General features: G+C 68.8%; 17 protein-coding genes. 6 read left to right on the top strand and 11 right to left on the bottom strand.

Features of this window, described 5'->3' with window-relative positions; all coding sequences use genetic code 11:
- Window positions 1-117: 117 nt before the first annotated feature.
- Window positions 118-3,354, bottom strand: coding sequence for an efflux RND transporter permease subunit (locus tag ACI3KS_RS01495; RefSeq protein ID WP_404914468.1), 3,237 nt, complete (start codon window positions 3,352-3,354; stop codon window positions 118-120).
- 23 nt (window positions 3,355-3,377) lie between these two features.
- Complete coding sequence (locus ACI3KS_RS01490; RefSeq protein ID WP_404914466.1) at window positions 3,378-3,983, bottom strand: TetR/AcrR family transcriptional regulator; 606 nt, start codon at window positions 3,981-3,983, stop codon at window positions 3,378-3,380.
- 151 nt (window positions 3,984-4,134) lie between these two features.
- Here ACI3KS_RS01490 and ACI3KS_RS01485 point away from each other — a divergent pair, with 151 nt between their 5' ends.
- Window positions 4,135-5,232 carry a hypothetical protein gene (locus tag ACI3KS_RS01485; RefSeq protein ID WP_404914465.1) on the top strand — a complete coding sequence of 366 codons (1,098 nt, stop codon included), beginning with the start codon at window positions 4,135-4,137 and terminating at the stop codon, window positions 5,230-5,232.
- Window positions 5,233-5,466: 234 nt separating this feature from the next.
- On the opposite strand, the gene ACI3KS_RS01480 is transcribed toward ACI3KS_RS01485, so the two are convergent.
- Together ACI3KS_RS01480 and ACI3KS_RS01475 are read right to left on the bottom strand one after the other, a co-directional pair.
- Complete coding sequence (locus ACI3KS_RS01480) at window positions 5,467-5,829, bottom strand: fluoride efflux transporter FluC (protein ID WP_404914463.1); 363 nt, start codon at window positions 5,827-5,829, stop codon at window positions 5,467-5,469.
- Window positions 5,826-6,221, bottom strand: a complete 396-nt coding sequence (locus tag ACI3KS_RS01475) for a fluoride efflux transporter FluC (RefSeq protein WP_404914461.1) — start codon at window positions 6,219-6,221, stop codon at window positions 5,826-5,828. The genes ACI3KS_RS01480 and ACI3KS_RS01475 overlap by 4 nt, the downstream gene beginning before the upstream one ends.
- An 87-nt stretch (window positions 6,222-6,308) precedes the next feature.
- On the opposite strand from ACI3KS_RS01475, the gene ACI3KS_RS01470 reads away from it, so the two are divergent.
- On the top strand, window positions 6,309-7,838 hold the full coding sequence (locus ACI3KS_RS01470) for an FAD-dependent oxidoreductase (RefSeq protein ID WP_404914459.1): 1,530 nt from the start codon (window positions 6,309-6,311) through the stop codon (window positions 7,836-7,838).
- Between the two features lie 3 nt (window positions 7,839-7,841).
- Here the strand turns inward: ACI3KS_RS01470 and ACI3KS_RS01465 are convergent, their stop codons facing one another.
- From ACI3KS_RS01465 to ACI3KS_RS01455, 3 genes are all read right to left on the bottom strand, one after another.
- The gene (locus tag ACI3KS_RS01465) at window positions 7,842-8,657 is read right to left on the bottom strand and encodes a nitroreductase family protein (RefSeq protein ID WP_404914458.1); all 816 of its coding nucleotides are present in this window, start codon (window positions 8,655-8,657) and stop codon (window positions 7,842-7,844) included.
- A gap of 4 nt (window positions 8,658-8,661) precedes the next feature.
- Complete coding sequence (locus ACI3KS_RS01460; protein ID WP_404914456.1) at window positions 8,662-9,030, bottom strand: hypothetical protein; 369 nt, start codon at window positions 9,028-9,030, stop codon at window positions 8,662-8,664.
- A gap of 231 nt (window positions 9,031-9,261) precedes the next feature.
- Entirely contained in the window at window positions 9,262-10,077 is an 816-nt protein-coding gene (locus ACI3KS_RS01455) for a MerR family transcriptional regulator (RefSeq protein WP_404914454.1), read from the bottom strand.
- Window positions 10,078-10,213: 136 nt separating this feature from the next.
- On the opposite strand from ACI3KS_RS01455, the gene ACI3KS_RS01450 reads away from it, so the two are divergent.
- The 3 genes from ACI3KS_RS01450 (at window position 10,214) to ACI3KS_RS01440 (ending at window position 14,356) form a co-directional block, all read left to right on the top strand.
- Complete coding sequence (locus tag ACI3KS_RS01450) at window positions 10,214-12,658, top strand: glycogen/starch/alpha-glucan phosphorylase (protein ID WP_404914452.1); 2,445 nt, start codon at window positions 10,214-10,216, stop codon at window positions 12,656-12,658.
- Window positions 12,659-12,890: 232 nt separating this feature from the next.
- Window positions 12,891-13,730, top strand: a complete 840-nt coding sequence (locus ACI3KS_RS01445) for a DUF4097 family beta strand repeat-containing protein (RefSeq protein ID WP_404914450.1) — start codon at window positions 12,891-12,893, stop codon at window positions 13,728-13,730.
- Window positions 13,727-14,356, top strand: coding sequence for a PadR family transcriptional regulator (locus ACI3KS_RS01440; RefSeq protein WP_404914448.1), 630 nt, complete (start codon window positions 13,727-13,729; stop codon window positions 14,354-14,356). Before ACI3KS_RS01445 ends, ACI3KS_RS01440 begins: the two co-directional genes overlap by 4 nt.
- Before the next feature lie 125 nt (window positions 14,357-14,481).
- On the opposite strand, the gene ACI3KS_RS01435 is transcribed toward ACI3KS_RS01440, so the two are convergent.
- Window positions 14,482-15,024 carry a universal stress protein gene (locus tag ACI3KS_RS01435; RefSeq protein ID WP_404914446.1) on the bottom strand — a complete coding sequence of 181 codons (543 nt, stop codon included), beginning with the start codon at window positions 15,022-15,024 and terminating at the stop codon, window positions 14,482-14,484.
- Between the two features lie 150 nt (window positions 15,025-15,174).
- Here ACI3KS_RS01435 and ACI3KS_RS01430 point away from each other — a divergent pair, with 150 nt between their 5' ends.
- On the top strand, window positions 15,175-15,366 hold the full coding sequence (locus tag ACI3KS_RS01430) for a DUF3073 domain-containing protein (protein ID WP_404914444.1): 192 nt from the start codon (window positions 15,175-15,177) through the stop codon (window positions 15,364-15,366).
- A gap of 135 nt (window positions 15,367-15,501) precedes the next feature.
- Here the strand turns inward: ACI3KS_RS01430 and ACI3KS_RS01425 are convergent, their stop codons facing one another.
- From ACI3KS_RS01425 to purM, 3 genes are read right to left on the bottom strand one after another with little or no spacing between them, the layout of a single operon-like run.
- Window positions 15,502-16,806, bottom strand: coding sequence for a CynX/NimT family MFS transporter (locus tag ACI3KS_RS01425; protein ID WP_404914442.1), 1,305 nt, complete (start codon window positions 16,804-16,806; stop codon window positions 15,502-15,504).
- Between the two features lie 37 nt (window positions 16,807-16,843).
- On the bottom strand, window positions 16,844-18,316 hold the full coding sequence (gene purF / locus ACI3KS_RS01420) for an amidophosphoribosyltransferase (RefSeq protein WP_404914440.1): 1,473 nt from the start codon (window positions 18,314-18,316) through the stop codon (window positions 16,844-16,846).
- Window positions 18,317-18,352: 36 nt separating this feature from the next.
- On the bottom strand, window positions 18,353-19,462 hold the full coding sequence (gene purM / locus ACI3KS_RS01415; RefSeq protein ID WP_404914438.1) for a phosphoribosylformylglycinamidine cyclo-ligase: 1,110 nt from the start codon (window positions 19,460-19,462) through the stop codon (window positions 18,353-18,355).
- Between the last annotated feature and the right edge of the window lie 28 nt (window positions 19,463-19,490).

Here is a 19,490-nt window from a genome sequence, read left to right as displayed (position 1 = left end):
GACACGCCGCCTCAGAACCTTCGGCGACGGCGTGTCGCGTCGGAACTCCGACTTTTCGCACGCGGGCGGGGCGCCGACGGCAACGAAGCCGTCCGGCCCCCGCACCGCCCCGCGGGGCTAGCGCGACTGCTCGCGGAGCTCCCGACGGGTCAGCTGCGGCGCATGCGGAAGGTCATCGGTGGTCTGCGCGGAGTCGGTGCGCGCACCGGTCTCCTCACCCGCAGCGGCGTCCGAGCCACCGTCGTCCGTGCCACCATCACCCGAGCCACCCTCCGGCACCGCCGAACCGGCATCCGCTTCTCCCCCGCCGCGACGCGCCCGGCGCCGCTCCTTCGCACCCTCGACGAGGTTGTACAGCGTCGGCAGCACGACGAGCGTGAGCACGGTCGATGAGATGAGTCCGCCGATCACGACGATCGCGAGTGGCTGCGAGATGAACCCGCCATGCCCGGTGATGCCGAGCGCCATCGGCGTCAGCGCGAAGATCGTCGCGAGCGCGGTCATGAGGATCGGCCGCAGACGCTTCTCGCCACCGGCGAGCACGGCATCCGCCGTGGACAGTCCCTTCTCGCGATACTGGTTCACCAGGTCGATGAGCACGATCGCGTTCGTCACCACGATGCCGATGAGCATCAGCACACCGATCAGCGACGCGACACCGAGCGGCACACCCGTGGCGATCTGCAGCAGGATCGCTCCGGTCGCCGCGAACGGCACCGACACGAGCAGCAGCAGCGGCTGACGCAGCGACTTGAACGTCGCCACCATCACGACATAGACGATGAGGATGGCCGCGAGCATCGCGAGGCCGAGCTGAGAGAACGAGTCCGCCTGCTGGGTCGCGACACCACCGACCTCGGCCGACGCACCATCGGGCAGGTCGACCGCAGCGAGCGCCGCCGTCACCGAGGCCGTCGCCGTGGCGAGGTTGTCGGATGCCGGCGGCACGGTCACGGTGGCCGTGCGCTGCCCCTTCTCGGTGGTGATCGAGGTCGGTCCGTTGCGCTCCTCGACGGTCGCGATGTCCTGCAGCTGCACGATCCCGAGCGCGGTCGGGATCGTGAGCTCCTTCAGCGCCGCGACGGTCGTGGGCGGCTCGGCGGCGGCGATGTAGATCGTCAGGGCGGTGCCGTCGATCTCGATCGACCCCGCCTGCTCCGGGCGCATCGTGTTCGACACGATCGCACCGACCGCGACCTCGGAGAGGCCTCGCTCGGCGGCGGCCTGCCGGTCGACGGCCACGGCGATGTACGGGAGCGATGCGGCGAGGTTGTCGGTGACCTGTCCGATGCCGTCGCGTCCGTCGAGCTCTGCGACGACCGCCTGGGTGGCGGTGTCGAGGTCCTCGGCGGTCGGCGCCGTGACCGAGATCTCGATGTCGCTGGATCCGAGTCCGGCGGATGCCGCGACGGAGACCTCGCCGACGTCGGTGAGGCCGTCGATCGCGTCCTGCACGTCGGCGCGGAGCTTCTCCTGGTCGGCATCCGCATCCGTGAGAACCGAGTACGTCACACCGGCACCGCCGGAGAACGCATCGCGCAGAGCCGACCCGCTGGAGCCGATCGACGCCTGCACGTTCGTGATGCCGTCGATGCCGAGCAGCGCGTCTTCGACGGCAGTCGCCGCCTCGGACTTCGCCTCGAGGCTGGCCGTGGGGCCGAGGTCCTGCGTGACGGTCATGGTGTTCTGGCCGGAGTCGCTGAGGAAGTTCACCTTCATCAGCGGCGCTGCGGCCAGCGTCGCGCCCAGCACGCCGACCGCGATGAGCACGGTGACCGCGGAGTGCTTCAGCGTCCAGCCGAGGATCGGCCGATAGCCGCGCTGCAGCCACGTCGGCGGAGCGTCCGGGTGCTCCGGATCGATCGCCTGCCCCCGCTCGTCGAGGAGCACCTTGCCCGGGCGCAGGAACCAGTACGCGAGCACCGGCACGATCGTGAGCGAGACGAGCAGCGACGCCACCATCGCGATCGTCACGGTCATCGCGAACGGTCGGAACAACTCACCGACCATGTCGCCGACGAACACGATCGGCAGGAAGACGGCCACCGTGGTGATCGTGGAAGCGGTGACGGCCGCGGCGACCTCGCGCACGGCGAGGCGGATCGCATCGCCCTTGTCGGCGTCGCCGACGTAATGCCTCTTGATGTTCTCGATCACGACGATGGAGTCGTCGACCACACGGCCGATCGCGATCGTGAGCGCGCCGAGCGTGAGGATGTTCAGCGAGTAGCCGAATGCCTGCAGACCGATGAACGTGATGAGCACGCTGGTCGGGATCGAGATCGCGGTGACGAGCGTCGAGCGGATCGACAGCAGGAACACGAGGATCACGATCACCGCGAACACGAGACCGAGCAGGCCCTCTGTCGCGAGAGTCTCGATCGACTGCTCGATGAACGGCGCCTGGTCGAACACGATGGTGAAGGTCGCGTCGGGGAACGCCTTCTGCACCTCGTCGAGGGCCGCGATCACGCCGTGCGAGACCTCGACGGTGTTCGCCGACGGCAGTTTCGTGATCGAGATCGAGAGCGCATCCTCGCCGTCGACGCGGGAGATCGACGTGGTCGGGTCGGACTCCTGCACGACGGATGCGACGTCGCCGATGGTCAGCTCGGTGCCGACCAGCGGGAGAGCTGCGATCTCATCGACCGACGAGATCTTCACACCGGTCTGCACCGTGAGCGTGCGATCGCTCTCGGTGATGTCGCCGCCGGGGAACAGCGTGCCGTTCTGCTGCAGTGCGTCGCTGATCGCCTGGGTGCTCTGCCCCGCGGCCGCGAGCGCCGCGACGTCGGGGGTGATCGTGATGCGCTGACCGGCACCACCGATGAGCTGCGCGGCATTGACACCGTCCACGTCCTCGAGGTCGGGGATCGCCACGCTCTCGAGCTCGGCCTGCGCGTTCTCCGCATCGTCGAACCCGGTCACCGCGACCTGGATCACCGGGAAGTCGTCGATCGACACCGTGAGCACCTGAGGCTCGACCTCGTCAGGCAGCTGGCTCGAGATGCGGTTGATCGCCTGCTGGATCTTCTGCTCGGCGGTGGCGAGGTTGGTGCCGTACGCGAAGGTCGCCTGCACGATCGAGGCGTTCGTCGAGCTCGTCGCCGTCGTGCCCTCGAGACCGGGGACGCCCTGGATCGCCGACTCGATGGGCGTGGAGACGTCGTTCTCGACGACCTCCGGCGAGGCCCCTGGGTACGTGGTCATCACCATGAGGTTGGGCAGCTCGAGCGAGGGGATGAGCTCCTGCTTGAGGTTCGTCAGGGCGAGCCCGCCGAACACCGCGGCGACGATCGTGATCAGGGCGATCAGCGCGCGGTTCTTGAGGCTCAGGACGGCGAGTTTCGACACGGCGGGGTTCTCTCTCGGTCGGGTCAGACGGATGCTGCGGCGGAAGATGTCGTGGACGGTGGCGCAGAGCCCTGAGCGGTGCAGCCCAGGATTCCGGTGAGCGCGTCGCGAATCAGCTCTTCGTCGAGCGGTTCGTCGTGGATCTGCGCGTGCCAGAGCACGCCGTCGATGAAGACGGATGCCGCACGGGCCCTGTCCTCGCCGTGGATGGGAGCCATGAATCCGATGACCTCGTCGGACCAATGCCGGGCGAGCTCCCGCACGCGGGGATCGTGCACGGCGGCGGTGACGACCGCACGGTCGGCTTGCACGGCTCGGGCGTCCTCGAGGCTGCGATGCACGAGTCGGGCGATCGCGGCGGGGGTCACGCCCTCGGCCACGACCTCGGCACGCGTCTGTTCGACCCGTGCCTCGATCTCGTGAGCGAGCGCGCCGAGAGCGGCGTCCCGCAGATCATCGAGGGTGTCGAAGTACTGGGTGGTGGCGCCGAGCGGCACTCCGGCGCGGGCGGCGACCATGCGATGCGTGATCGCATCGACGCCGACCTCGACGATGAGCTCGGCGGCGGCGGTGATGATCTCGCGACGGCGCGCCTCTGGGTCGCGTCGTCTGCGCGATCCCTCACCCACGTGTGTCCCCCACCTGTGCGTACATGTACTTTTGTACATTCTGGTAGGCGAAGCTGGACGTTCGCCTCTAGACGGATGCTCGGGACACCGGGGAATGTGGAAGAGTACGGCCTCACTCCCCCACTCGGAGGCCGTCGTTCCGGAGGCCCCCATGGTCGCTCGACCGCGACTCGTCCCTGCACTGCTCGCGTCTGCGCTCGCGATGGGCGCGCTCGTCTCGTCGTCTGCCGCGGCGACGGCCGACACGACATCGGTGGCCGGCGGTGCCGCATCCGTCTTCGATTCGACGGAGCCGACGCTCGGCTGGGCGTCGCACGATCTGACGACCCTGGCCACCGAGGAGCAGGCCTTCGGCCGCGACAACGGGATGCTGTCGACGTACGTGGACTTCGTGCAGTCGTCGGCCTTTCCCGAGGACTTCGCCGACGCCGCCGAGGCCCGCGATTCGGCGCTGCTCATCGCGTGGGAACCCTGGGACTGGAACCGTCCGGCCGACGCGCAGCCGGAGTTCGCGCCCCGGTTGATCGCCGCGGGCGCGTATGACGCGTATCTGACCTCGTGGCTGACGGATGCCGCGGCGAGAGCCTCCGATGTCGAGATCCTCGTGCGGTTCGCGCCGGAGATGGACGACTCGAGCCGCCCGTGGTCGAGCGGCACCGCGGCGGGGGCGAATACTCCCGCGGAGTACATCGCGATGTGGCAGCACGTCTACGCCCTCAAGCAGGCCATCGCGCCCGAGGTGGTGTTCGTGTGGAACCCGCTCAACTACGGGGCGGGTCCGCATCCGTTCGAGGCGTACTACCCCGGTGCCGCCTCTGTCGATGCACTCGCGCTCGACGGCTTCAACTGGGGATACGGGACCGCGGCGTCGGCCGGATGGCAGAGCCCCGACGACGTCTTCGGATTCGCGGACCCGAACGGTCCTGTCCAGCGGCTGAAGGCGCTCGCGGGCGCCAAGCCGTGGGGCATCGCCGAGACGGCATCCGCTCCCGACGACCCCGCCGACTTCCTCGCCGGCGGCCAGGGGTACGCCGCGTGGGGATCGTGGGTGTTCGACTGGCCCGAGAATCCGCCGTACGAGGCGACCGCCGACGACTGGATCACGCAGGAGGGCTGGTCACGGATGCTCATCGAGCGCTCGCGCGACGCCGGGGCGTCGTTCGTGAACTTCTTCCACACGGTCAAGGAGACCGACTGGCGCCTGACCGACACCACGGTCGGCCGTCGCGTCTTCGACGATGCCTCCTGAGCGCCCCGGTCCTGAGCGAGCACAGCGCCCTTCGTCTCGTCGCTGCGCTCCTCGCTCAGGACCCGGCGAAGGGCGCGCCGCGCGCAGAATGTCGAGCCAAGGGCACGAACGTCGACCCAGAACACGCTTTCTCACCCCACATTCGTCAATCCACCCGGCAGAACGGCACGGGCGGACGCCGACGGATGCCGACGCCGGCGGATGCCGAGACAGGACCGGATGCCCCCGGGCAGCTCAGCCCGTGAGCGACCCCAGGGCGAGCCCACCCGCCGCGGCCAGCAGGCTGAGCAGCAGCATCCCCACGGCGTTGAACGCCGACGCCGGCCTCTTGCCGTCGCGCCACAGCGCCACCGTGTCGAGCATCGCCGTGCTGAAGGTCGTGTACCCGCCGAGCAGCCCGGCCCCGAGCAGGAAGACCTGCCCGGGCAGTGCTGTGGTGACCAGCCCGAGCGCGAACGAGCCCGAGATGTTCACGAACAGGATCCCCCACGGGAACCGTCGCCCGACGAGACCGCCGACGCCTCGATCCACGACGTACCTCAGCACCGCGCCGACACCTCCGGCGAGCGCGGCCGCAGCGAAGAGCAGCGGGCTCATGAGCGACCGCCCCGATGCCGGGCGATGCGCGGCGCGGCCACGATGCCCGCGGCCGCCGAGGCGAGCCCGACCACGATGGAGCCTGCCGCGTACAGGAGCGCCAGGGGCAGAGCATCCGCCCACAACGCGACGGTCCCCGTCGTGAACGCACTGTACGTCGTGAACCCGCCGAGCATGCCGGTGCCCAGCAGGAGCCGGAGTTCGACCGCCCCGCGGCGCTCCTCCAGCGGCCACGCCGAGAGCACACCGATGAGGAACGACCCCACGACGTTGGCGACGAACGTCGCGACCGGAAAGCCTCCGGCGTCCGGGATCACCAGGGCGAGACCCAGGCGAGCGGCGGTGCCGATCGTGCCGCCCGACAGCACGAGCAGCAAGCGGCGGAGGGTCACCCGCACACTCTACGCGCCGCTCTGACAGCCGGCCTCGGCGATGTCAACCCGCTGTGCGCGACGACCACGCAGGCGAAGACTACCCGCATGCATCCGCTCTGGAAGATCGACAGCGTCCCTCCGGCCGGCATCCCCTTCGAACCCGGCACCCGGCACGATGTCGTCATCGTCGGTGCCGGGCTCACCGGCCTCTCGACCGCCGTCATGCTCACCCGAGCGGGACGCGACGTCGCGGTGCTCGACGCGGGACCCGTGGCGCAGCTCGCGAGCGGCGGGAACACCGGCAAACTCTCCTTGCTGCAGGGCCAGCGGCTCGCCGAGATCCGCACGCACCACCCCGCATCGCTCGTGCGCGCCTACGTCGACGCCAATCGTGATGGCAGGGACTGGCTGCTGGCCTTCGCCGAGCATGCCGGGGTGCCCTACGAGAAGCGCACGGATCACACCTACGCGCAGGGACCCGCCGGCCTCGACAGCGTGCGCGCGCAGCACGCCGCGGCCCGCGAAGCCGGACTCGCCACTCGGCTGCGGATGCCGGGAGACCTGCCGTCCACGCCCTTTCCTCTCACGGGAGCCGTCGCCCTCGAGGACCAGGTGACGATCGACCCGATGCGAGTGGCATCCGCTCTCGCCGAAGAGCTGCTCGCCTCGGGAGGCACCCTGCACACCGGGATCCGCGTGGCGAGCGCGCACGCGCTGCCAGAGACGCGCGTCGAGACCGCTGAAGGCCCTCTGTTCGCCGAGCACATCGTGATCGCCACCGGGTCTCCGATCCTCGATCGCGGGCTCTACTTCATGAAGATCCGCGGATTCCGCTCATACTGCGTCTCGTTCCGTGTGACGGGCGAGGTGCCGGACGCGACGTACATCTCCGTCGACGGACCCACCCGATCGATTCGGCCGGTGTCGGCATCCGATGGACCGGCTGGCGAGGGCGAACTCATCGTCGGGGGCAACGGACACCCGGTCGGGCGCAGCGCCAGCGAGCGTGCGGGCATCGAGGAGATCGTCGCGTGGACCCGCCGTCACTTCCCGGATGCCGAGGAGACGCACCGCTGGTCGGCGCAGGACTACGAGTCGCACAACCTCATCCCCTTCGTCGGAGCGCTTCCGCGCGGGCTCGGTCGCATCCGACTCGCGACCGGCTACGCGAAGTGGGGACTCTCGAATGCCCCGGCTGCCGCGCTGCGGCTGACCTCCGAGATCCTCGGCGCTCATCGCAGCGAGCGCCCGGACTGGATGACGACACTGGGCACCCGCCTCACGGTGCCCGCCGATCTCGCCCGCGGTGCGGCGGAGGGGGCACGGGTCGCGAAGGCGGCCGCGACCGGGTGGGCGAGCGCCGAGGCGCGGCCGGTGCCGGTGCCGCGACCGGCCGAGGGGCGCGGAACCGTCGCGAACCGGGGCGGGCTCCCCGTCGGGGTCTCGACCGTCGACGGAATCACCCGTGCGGTCGACGCGGTGTGCCCGCATCTCGGCGGCGTGCTCGACTGGAACGACGCGGACTGCACGTGGGACTGCCCGCTGCACGCCTCCCGCTTCGCCCCCGACGGCACCCGCATCGAGGGCCCGGCGGTACAAGATCTGCGGATGCTGCCGCGAAAGGTCGGCGGCTGAGTCTCAGCCCTGCGCAGGAGCCGCGGGCGGAGCATCCCACCCCGCCTGCGGCTCGTCGCAGCTCTCGCGGAACACGTACTGCGACACGAGCTTGCGCTGGTGGCTCGACCAATCGATCGCCGGGCGGCGCTGGTCATGGGGCACGTACCCGAGGCGGTAGACAGCCATGAGCTCGAGGTCGTCAGGCACGCGCAGCAGCTCGACGATCTCGTCCCACTTGCCCGGCACCTCCATCGGGAACGAGATGAACTGGATGCCCATCCCGAGCTCGACCGTGGTGAGCCAGACGTTCTCCATCGCCGCCCCCATGCTGAACACCGAGTAGAACGACGACAGCTGCCCCGGTCGGTACTCGCTGCGGTCGAGCATCACGCCGAGCAGCAGTGGTGACCCGGCGACGAGCTTGTGGTTCTCCTCGCCGAGGGTCTTCGGCACGCCGAAGGTGTTCATGAGCTTCTGTCCGCGCTTGGTGAACACCTGGCTCGTGAAGGGCCGGAGCGCGGCGGGGAGCTTGTCGAACAGCATCCCGCTGCGCTTCTGCTCCATCTCGGCCTGACTGAAGCGGAAGTACGGCTTGTACCGCTCGAAGAACGTCCCGTTCGACATCGCCTCGGTCATGCTCTCGCCCGAGATGCGCGCGATCTTCTCGATCGTGTCGCGGTTCTCGATCACGACGAACCGCCAGGGCTGGCTGTTCAGCTGCGAGGGCGCGCGACCGGCGGCCTCGAGCAGGATGCGCTGGTGCTCCTCCGACACCGGATCGGGCAGGAACGGCCCGTTCGTGGTCTTGCGGCGGCGGATGGCGTCGAGCAGGTCCATGCGGTCACTTCCGGTCGGAGGGGGCGGAGGGAGTGCGGGATACGAGGAGTCCCGCCAGGAGGAACGGCGCTGCGGCGAGCGCCACGAGCGGATGCCGTCGCGTGTGCGTGCCGAGGTACGGGATGGCCGCGAGAGGCACGGCGGCCGGAAGCAGGGTGAGCGCGGCCGGACGGTGCGAGCGGACGCCGGTGATCACGGCGGCCGCGGTGGTCGCACAGGTCGCGATGTAGAGCGCGTGGTGCACCCAGCGGAAGCGACTCGTGTCGATGAGTCTTGAAGCGACGGCGGCGCCGAGGGCGCAGTTCGCGGCGTAGGCGACAGCCGCCGTCGTGAACAGCGGTGCCGCGTGCGGGGGCTCCCGACGGCGGGTCATGGCACGACACTACGCCCGGCGGCGGCATCCGTTCGCGGTCTTGCGTCGGGGTGGCGTCTTCGATATGCCGTGAGCCTCTCGGTTCCGAGCGGGCGCCCTTCGTCATTTCGACTCGCTTCGCTCGCTCAGTACGGCGCTCGTCGCTGGCGCTCCTCGCTGGCGCTCGTCGCTCAGGGACCGGATCTCCAATCACCGGTCCCTGAGCGAGCGCAGCGAGACGAAGGGCGCCTCCTACAGGTGCGCGTCCGCGTAGACGCGGAGCGCGTCGCGGACGAACTCCGCTCCGTGCGTGCCGCCGGTCGACGTCGCGTAGTTCGCGCCGAAGCGCGGATCCGCGACGTACATCTCGCCGAGACCCGTCACGTACGCCTTGACGTCGCCTCCCGGGGCCGACGCCGGAGTCCCCGGAATGCCCGTCAGCCACTCCACGTGCCGCCGGGCCAGAGCCTGCGCCTCGGCGGATGCCGGGTCGACACCGCTCTCCGCCGCGGCGATCCAGTCCTGACCCAGGTCTGCGACGCGCTGCTGCCACTCGGCACGCTCGGTATCCGTCATGCCCCGCCACCAGTGGTCGCCGTCAGCGTAGGCCTTCTCGCCCCAGCGCTGCTCGACTTCGTCCCGGTGACGGGTGTGGTCGAACCCGTCGAACATGTTCTCTGCCATGAGTTCCTCACCTCCCCTCAAACCCTCGATGGTGCTCTCGACCGACGCGATCTGCCGCGCCAGCCTGCTCTGCTCCTCGCGCAGCAGCGCGAGATGCGTCTCCAGAGCGGATGCTTCGGCACCCGGAGGCGTCGACGCACCCTGGGTCCCTGAGCCTGCCGAGGGCCCCAGCACATCCCCGATCTGCGGCAGCCCGAGTCCGAGCTCGCGCAGCAGCAGGATGCGCTGCAGGCGCACGAGCGCGGTCTCGTCGTAGTACCGATAGCCGTTGCGGCCGATCCGCGAGGGCGGCAGCAGCCCGATGTCGCCGTAGTGCCGAAGCGCTCGGCTCGTCGTCCCCGCGATCCGGGCGATCTCCTGGATGGACCAGTCGCGTCCTGTCATGACCTCTCCTCTCGGCATCCGTTCGTCTCCGATATCTCCACGCTAGAAGTTGACGCAACGTCAAGGTCAACTGCTCGACTGATATTCTTCGCACGTTCTTCACACGATCGCCGCATCGGCTCGCTACGGTCATCTGGTGACCGAAACCCGCACCGTGTCGACGACCGACTTCGCCCAGCAGTTCCTCGACCACCTGGTCCGCGACCTCGGAGTCTCCCTCGCCGAGTCCAGCGCGAACGACCGCTATCTCGCCCTCGCACACACGGTGCGCGACCACCTGATCGCGCGCTGGATCGACGACCAGGCGGCGCAGCATGAGACGCCGTCGAAGACCGTGCACTACCTCTCGGCCGAGTACCTGCTCGGCCGGCAGCTCGACAACGGACTGCTCGCCGCCGACCTCGCCGAGACGGCATCCGGGGCGCTCGACTCCCTCGGCGTCGACCTCGATGAGCTCCGCTCGCAGGAGGTCGAGCCCGGCCTCGGCAACGGCGGGCTCGGACGCCTCGCCGCCTGCTTCGTCGACTCGCTCGCGACCATCGGCGTGCCCAGCATCGGCTACGGCATCCGCTACGAGTACGGCATCTTCCGCCAGACCTTCATCGAGGGCCAGCAGGTCGAGCAGCCGGACTCGTGGCTCACGCTCGGCTCCCCCTGGGACTTCCCGCGTCCCGAGCTCGCGCAGACGATCTCGTTCGGTGGCGCCACCGAGCACTATGACGACGAGGGTGTGAGGCGCTCCCGCTGGATCCCGGCGTGGAACGTTCGTGCGGTGCCGCACGACTTCCTCGTGCCGGGGTACCGCAACGAGCGCGTGAACACCCTGCGTCTGTGGAGCGCGGTCGCGACCCAGGCATTCGACCTGCGCATCTTCAACTCCGGCGATTACGAAGAGGCCGTGCGCGCACAGACCTACGCCGAGAACATCTCGAAGGTGCTCTACCCTGAGGACTCGACGCCGCAGGGCAAGGAGCTGCGTCTGCAGCAGCAGTACTTCTTCGTCGCGGCATCCGTCCACGACGTCATCGACCGCCTGCTCGCCGACGGACGCCCGCTCAGCGACCTCCCGCACCTGGCGATCTTCCAGCTCAACGACACTCATCCGGTGATCGCAGTCCCAGAGCTGATCCGGGTGCTGACCGACGAACACGCGATGGAGTGGGATGCTGCGTGGGCGATCGCCCGGCGGTGCTTCGCCTACACGTGCCACACGCTGCTCCCCGAAGCCCTCGAGGTGTGGCCGGTCGATCTGCTCGGGCGCCTGCTGCCGCGGCACCTCGAGATCATCTATCGGATCAACGAGGAGTTCCTGGATGCCGTGCGCGAGCAGTTCGGCGACGACGAGCTGCGCATCCGGAACATGTCGATCATCGCCGAGCATCCGGTCCGGTCGGTGCGGATGGCATATCTCGCGACAGTCGCTGGTTCGCGCGTCAACGGCGTCGCGGAGCTGCACTCGCAGTTGCTGCGCGACAAGGTGCTGCACGACTTCAGCGAGCTCTTCCCCGAGAAGTTCACGAACGTGACGAACGGCGTGACTCCGCGGCGGTTCCTGCGACTGGCGAATCCCGGACTGTCCGGTCTCATCACCGAGGCGATCGGCGACGGCTGGGTGGCCGATCTCGAGCGCCTGCGCGAACTCGAGCCCTACGCCGACGACGCATCGTTCCGCGAACGCTTCGCGGCGGTCAAGGCGGCCAACAAGCGCACGCTCGATGCGGTGCTGCGCGAGCGCGACGGCGTGCACGTCGGCGACGGGCACCTGATCGACGTCATGGTCAAGCGCCTGCACGAGTACAAGCGGCAGATGCTCAAGCTGCTGCACGTGGTGACGACGTACGAAGGCGTGATCTCGGGACGGGTCGCCGTCTCGGACGTGGTTCCGCGCACCGCGCTGTTCGGCGCGAAAGCGGCGCCCGGGTATGCGATGGCGAAGAGGATCATCCACCTCATCAACGCGGTCGGCTCGGTCGTGAACACGGATCCTCGACTGGAAGGACGCCTCAAGGTCGTCTTCCCGGCGAACTACAACGTCACGCTCGCCGAGCGCGTGATCCCCGCCGCCGACCTGTCGGAGCAGATCTCGCTCGCCGGCAAAGAGGCGTCTGGCACGGGCAACATGAAGTTCGCCCTCAACGGTGCGCTCACGATCGGCACGGACGATGGCGCGAACGTCGAGATCCGCGAGCTGGTCGGCGATGACCACTTCTTCCTGTTCGGCATGGCCGAGCCCGAGGTCGCGGCTCTCGAGTCAGCGGGATACCGCCCCGGCGACTTCTATCAGGCGGACGCCGGACTGCGCCGGGCGATCGACCTCATCGCCTCGGGCGCGTTCTCGGGCGGCGACCGCTCGGTGTTCGAGCCGGTGGTGTCGAACCTGCTCTACGAGGACCGTTTCATGGTGCTGGCGGACTACGCCTCGTACATCGCCGCGCAGGAGCGGGTCGATGCCGCATACGCCGACCAGGACCGGTGGAACCGCTCGGCGATCCTCAACGTCGCCCGCACCGGGTACTTCTCCTCCGACCGGTCGATCCGCGACTACCTCGACCGGATCTGGCACGCCGAGCCGCTCGCCTGACGCTCGGCGGGCCGACTCAGCATCCGTCGCTCTCGCCGCTCTGTCGGCGCCGAATCCGTTTTGCAGGCGAGATCTCCCCGGATCGAGCCTGCAAAGCGGACACCGCGCCGACGCAATGATCAGAGCGGATGCCGCCACCAGGGGTTTTCACCCACCCCTTGACAAACTCGAGTTATATCGTGTTACGATCTTCACACGCGATATAACGCGATTCCGACCAAGGAGAACAGACATGACCGAGAAGTGGCTCATCGCCCCGGGCGAGGAACGCGTCATCGACATCGAGAACGTCACGAAGCTGAAGATCAGCCTCGTCGGCGGGCAGGTTGATGTGATCGCGCACGACGAACCCGGCATCCGCATCGAGGTGCACGGTGTCACCACCAAGGATCTGCGCATCGAATCCATCGATGGCGCGGTCGAGATCGATCACCCGCAGCTGGGCTGGGACAACTTCCTCGAGGTGTTCCGCAATTTCGGCTCCGGCGGCCCCAAGGCCGAGGTGAGCGTCGCGGTCCCCCGCGCGATCGCCCTGAACCTCGGCGTGGTGAGCGCAGGGGCCCTCATCTCCGGCATCCGCAACGATGCCCGGCTGAACACCGTCTCCGGCGACATCATCGTCGACACCCTGATCGGCGACCTCACCGTCAACACCGTCTCCGGCGACGTGCAGGTGCGCGGCCTCACCGGCTCGATCACCGCCAACAGCGTCTCGGGAGACGTCGCGGTGACGGGCACCGTGCGCAAGGCCACGATCGACATCGTCTCGGGCGCGACGCTCGTCGACGCCGCGGGCGACGTGAACACCATCAACGTCAACACCGTCTCGGGCGGCACGACCGTGCGCCTCGATGAGTCGCTCGCCGCGAACTACGTCATCCGTTCGATGAGCGGACGCATCCTCGTCGACGGCGTCGAGCGCGGATCCTCGGGTCCGAGCAACTTCACCGGTTCGACCGGCGAGCTCGCGGGCCGCTTCGTCGACCTCCGAGCGAACTCCGTCTCGGGCGGCGTCACCGTGCTGCGACGGGCACCGCAGTCGATCGCGAACGACGAGGAGTGGGACTCATGAGTCCCGCGGTGTTCTCCCACGGCGACCTGCGCCTCTATCTGCTGTCGCTGCTCGCCGAGTCGCCGCAGCACGGCTACGGCATCATCCAGGCCCTGACCGACCGCACGGGCGGCACCTACACGCCCAGCGCCGGCACGATCTACCCCCGCCTCGCGAAGCTCGAGGAGGAGGGCCTCGTCACCAAGACCGTCGACGGCCGCACCACGATCTACGCGATCACGGATGCCGGACGCGCCGAGGTCTCCTCTCGCGAATCCGATCTCGCGGGCATCGAGGCGGGGCTCACCGACTCGGTGCGCCTGATCGCCAACGAGGTGCGCCAGAGCGTCAAAGAGGCGATGAAGAGCCTCCGCGCCGACCTGGCGACCGCCGAGAAGGACGACCGGCGATCCTCGAAGGAGCGTCCGCGAACACCCCAGGACGACGACCGCCTCACCAGCCGCGAAGAGGTGCACCGAGCGGATGCCGTGATCAACGCGTTCCGCGCGAGGGTGCGCACCGACCTCCGCACTCACGTGGCCAAGGGCGGGCTGCTGCCGGCATCCATCGTCTCGGAGTTGGAGGACGGGCTGGATGCTGCGGCCAAGGCCGTGACCTCGGCACTGGCCGGACTGTCCGGGCGCTGACCGCGGCTGTCTGAGCGCTGAGCATCCCGTCCGGGCACTGACCGTTCACGGATGCCGACGCCCCCGCTGAGCATCGATAGACAGGGGCCTCGGCGACGGCCGACGGGAAGGCAGGATGCCGGGGACTACTCGACCCAGATCTCCTTCTGATCGTCGGGCACCGGCTCCTCGAGCGGAACCACGAGAACCGACCGATGCTGCCGGTGCGCGAGGCGCGCAGCGACCGAGCCGGTGAAGAACTCGCGGATCGACTCGCCGATCCCCCGCTTGCGGGTGCCGACGACGATGAGCTGAGCGTCGAGCTTGTTCGCGAGCTGCTTGATCGCCAGGGCGGGGTCCCCCACCAGCTGGCGCGCCGTCCAGGTGATTCCGGTGCCGTCGAGCGCCGCTGCTGCCTCGCGCTGCACGGCCTCGAACTCGGCGGCGCCCGCCTGGAAGTTGATGTCGATCGGCGCGGAGTGCACGTAGCCGTCCGGATCCTCGTAGGTGACGAAGCGCGTCACATCGACGTGGGCCACCACGAGGGGAACACGCAGAAGCACCGCGAACCTGGCGGCCTCATCGAGTACGCGCCTCGCCTGGCCGGGCTGCAGGCCGACGATCACCGCCTTCTGCAGCGTCGCGTTCTGGGCGGCCTCGTCGCGCGGAGCGGAGGTGCTGTCGGTCATGAGGATCACTCCCTTCACCAGCCTGGCCTCAGCCAGAGGGTCTTACCACCGTGCTATCCTGAATGCTACTCTTACCGGCCTCAAGCCGGTGTCGTGAAACGTGTCGGGCCCCATTCCAGCCCGCAGCTAACTCGTGAGGGGGTCTCGCGCATGGGCCGTGGCCGTCAAAAGGCGAAGCACACCAAAATCGCCCGCGAACTCAAGTCGTTCAGTCCGTCGGTGAACTATTCCGCGCTGGAACGTGAGCTCGGGCATCCGAGCGACGACTCCGAGCCGGAGTACGTCGACAAGTGGGCCGATCAGTACGAAGACGAAGACGAAGACGAGCTAGAGAAGGCCTGACCGCCCCTCCGCTCGGCTCCGCCCCCGCGCACACCAGCGCGGGGGTTTCGTCGTGCCCTGACTCCGGTCATCGCGGACACCCCGGTCCCTGAGCAAGCGAAGCGAGACGAAGGGCGCTCAGGACACCCCGTCGAGTCACCAGCGTCCGTGCCGGTGCTCCCACTGGTCCTCGATGGTCTGTCGACGCCCGGCGATCCAGCCCGCGGGGCAGGCGATCACCAGCGCCCCCGCGAGCAGCAGCAACGGCGCCTGCCACCCTCCGGTGACGTCGTGCAGCAGCCCCATCAGAAGGGGGAAGAGCGCGGCGATCCCGTAGCCGATGCTCTGCACGAATCCGCTCAGCGCGACGGCGCTCTCGGGTGTGCGGGCTCGGATGCTGAGCAGCACGAGGCTCAGCGGGAACAGCGCAGCTGTGAGACCGAAGATCGCGATCCATAGAACGGGCGCGAACGTCGGGGCGAGAAGAAGCCCGGCGATGCCCACCAGGCCCATGGCGATCGCGAAGAAGAACAGCACGCGCGTGGCCTGGAAGCGCACCACCAGCACTGGCACGAGCAGTGAGCACGGCATGCCCATCAGCGCGAACAGCGACAGCAGCAGCCCTGCCTCAGCGGGCGACACACCGGCCGTGTCGACCAGCAGGCTCGGCAACCAGGCGAAAGACGCATAGGCCATCGACGAGGATGCCGCGAACACGAACGCGAGGGCCCAGGGCAGTGGCAGCCGCCACAGCCGCCCGAAGATGCGGGGGTTGGCGGGTCGGGTCGAGATCGGACCGGTCGCCGTGGTGACGGCATCCGTCAGTCCGTCACCGGCAAGCTCGTCACCGCGATCATCGGACCGTGGGCTCGCAACAGCGACCGGTGCCGTCCGACCGCTCAGCAGCATCGTGATCCACGGCACGATGCCGGCGAGCGCGAAGACCGCCCACAGCCCCAGCGACACCCGCCAGCCCAGTGAGTCCGCGACGGGAACCGCGACGAGCGGCGGGATGAACGTCGACACCGCCATGGTCGTCGAGTAGACCGTCATCATCAGACCGAGCCGATCGGGGAAGTACTTCTTCACCAGCGGCGGGAGGATGACGTTGCCCGAGCCGACTCCCGCGAAGATCACCGCGGTCGCACCGAGCAGCGTGGTCGAGTCGACGGCGAGTCCGCGCAGCAGCAGCCCGGCGGCGACGAGTCCGATCGCGATGACCGCGACGCGCTCCAGGCCGAACCTGCGCTCGACCAGCGGGGTCAGCAGACCGAACACCGCGAAGCACACCGGTGGCGCGGCGCCGATGAGGCCGACCACGACGGACGAGACCGAGAAGTCTCGGGCGACGTGATCGAGCACCGGCGACAGCGAGGCGACGGCCGATCGCAGCGAGAACGCCACGAGGACGATCCCGAGCAGTGCGAGAGCGCGGCCTCGCCACAGCGGAAGGGCGTTCATGTCCGCGCCTCGCGGAACTCGCGCGCGGACACGAGCATCAGGATGTCTGCGAGCCCTCGACCCAGGCGAGGTACTCGTCCGACACCGTGCCGGTGACGTAGCGGCCGTCGAAGCAGCTCATGTCGAGGTCGTCGACCGACGACCCCTCGGTGATCGCGGCCTTGAGGTCGTCGACCTCCTGGTACACGAGGTGGTCGCAGCCGAGCTCTTCGGCGATCTCGGGGATCGTCCGGCCGTGCGCGATGAGCTCCTGACGCGACGGCATGTTGATGCCGTAGACGTGCGGATGCCGCACCGGCGGCGCCGCGGACGCGAAGGTCACCGAGACGGCTCCGGCATCCCGTGCCATCTGGATGATCTGCTTCGAGGTGGTGCCGCGCACGATCGAGTCGTCGATCAGCAGCACGTTCTTGCCCATGAACTCGGTCGACATGGCGTTGAGCTTCTGCCGCACGCTCTTCTTGCGCACCGCCTGCCCCGGCATGATGAAGGTCCGGCCGACGTAGCGGTTCTTGTAGAAGCCCTCGCGGTACTCGATGCCGAGCTTGCGGGCGACCTCCATCGCGGCGGGCCGCGCGGAGTCGGGGATCGGCATGACGACGTCGATCTTGTTCATCGGAACGTGCTTCGCGATCGTGTCGGCGAGGCGGTCGCCCATGCGCAGCCGCGACTCGTAGACCGAGATGCCGTTCATGACGGAGTCGGGGCGAGCGAGGTAGACGTATTCGAACGCGCACGGGGCGAGCGTCGGCTCCGCCGCGCACTGCTGCGTGAAAAGCTCGCCGTCGTTCGTGATGAACACGGCCTCTCCGGGCTCGACCTCGCGGACGACCTCGTAGTCCGCGTTCTCGAGCACGAGGGACTCGCTCGCGACGACCCACTCGTCCTTGCCTTCGGATCCTGCGACGGTCGACGGGCGACGCCCCAGGATCAGCGGACGGATGCCGAACGGGTCGCGGAACGCGAGCAGACCGTATCCGGCGATCACGGCGATGACGGCGTACGCGCCCTCGATGCGCTCGTGGGTGCGCGAGACAGCCTCGAAGATGCGCTCGGGGTCGAGGTCGACGGTCGAGGTCGTGTTCTGCAGTTCGCCGGCGAGGACGTTGAGCAGCAGCTCGGTGTCGCTCGAGGAGTTCAGGTGACGGCGGTCGCGCTGCGCCATCTCGGCGGTGAGTTCACGCGTGTTGGTGAGGTTGCCGTTGTGGATGAGGATGATGCCGTAGGGCGCGTTCACGTAGAACGGTTGCATCTCCTCTTCGCTGGAGGCCGTGCCCTTGGTCGCGTAGCGCACGTGACCGAGGCCGACGTTGCCGAGCAGCGAACGCATGTCGCGGGTGCGGAACGCCTCGCGCACCATGCCCTGCGCCTTCGCGTTGTGCATGACGCCGTTCGGCTCTGCGGTGGCGATGCCCGTCGCGTCCTGGCCGCGGTGCTGCAGCAGGAGGAGAGCGTCGTAGATGTCCTGGTTGACCGGAGCCGTTCCGACCATTCCGACGATGCCGCACATGGGGTGGTTACTTCATCCGTTCTTCAGCGCGTGTGTTCAGTTCGACGAGTAGGCGCCCACGAGGCGCACCGCTCCGCCGTCGACGCCCTTGGCGCCCTGCTCGAATTCACCGGCGGGACGTGCGCCGATGCCGACGGTCGCGACCTGCCATGCGGGCATGCCCTCAGCCTGAAGGGCGGCGATCGCAGCATCCTTCTTGTCGGCGGCGATGACCGCGAGGAAACCGATGCCGAGGTTCCAGGTGCCCTCCGCCGATTCGAGAGTGGAACCCGCGATGTCGCTCAGCACGCGGAAGACCGGACTCGGCGACCAGGTGCTGCGGTCGACCTCGGCCCAGCTGCCCTGCGGGAGGACGCGGGCGAGGTTCGCCGCGATGCCGCCGCCCGTCACGTGGCTGAGGGAGTGGACCCCTCCGCCGAGCGACTCGATGAGGCGCAGCAGGGGAAGCGTGTAGAGGCGGGTCGGCTCGAGGAGCGCCTCGCCCCAGGTGGCGCCGAAGTCGGCGGCCTGGTCGGCGTAGGCGATTCCGGCGTTGGTGACGATGTGGCGCACGAGGGAGAACCCGTTGGAGTGCAGACCGCTGGAAGCGACGGCAAGGACGACGTCGCCGTCCTGCACGCGGTCCGCGCCGAGGATCGCGTCGGCCTCGACCACTCCGGTGGCGGCTCCGGCGACGTCGTAGTCACGCGGGCCGAGCAGGCCGGGGTGCTCGGCGGTCTCGCCGCCGACGAGAGCGGTGCCCGTGGCGGAGCACGCCTCGGCGATGCCGCGCACGATGTCGGCGATGCGCTCGGGCACGACCTTGCCGCAGGCGATGTAGTCGGTCATGAACAGCGGCTTCGCGCCCACCACGACGATGTCGTCGACGACCATGCCGACGAGGTCCTGCCCGATCGTGTCGTGCTTGTCGATCGCCTGGGCGATCGCGACCTTCGTGCCGACGCCGTCCGTGCTGCTGGCGAGCAGCGGACGGCGGTAACCGAGCAACGCACTCGCGTCGAACAGCCCGGCGAACCCGCCGACACCGCCCAGCACTTCGGGTCCGTGCGTCGCGCGCACGGACGACTTCATCAGCTCGACGGCGAGATCACCTGCAGCGGTGTCGACGCCGGCTTCGGAATAGGGATTGCTGGGGGAGGCAGCCACTCCTCAAGAGTACCGCCCGTCGGACACT

It is taken from the genome of Microbacterium sp. ZW T5_45, assembly GCF_044987415.1.
In the GTDB taxonomy this organism is placed as follows: domain Bacteria; phylum Actinomycetota; class Actinomycetes; order Actinomycetales; family Microbacteriaceae; genus Microbacterium.
This window is presented reverse-complemented; position numbering and strand designations above follow the sequence as displayed.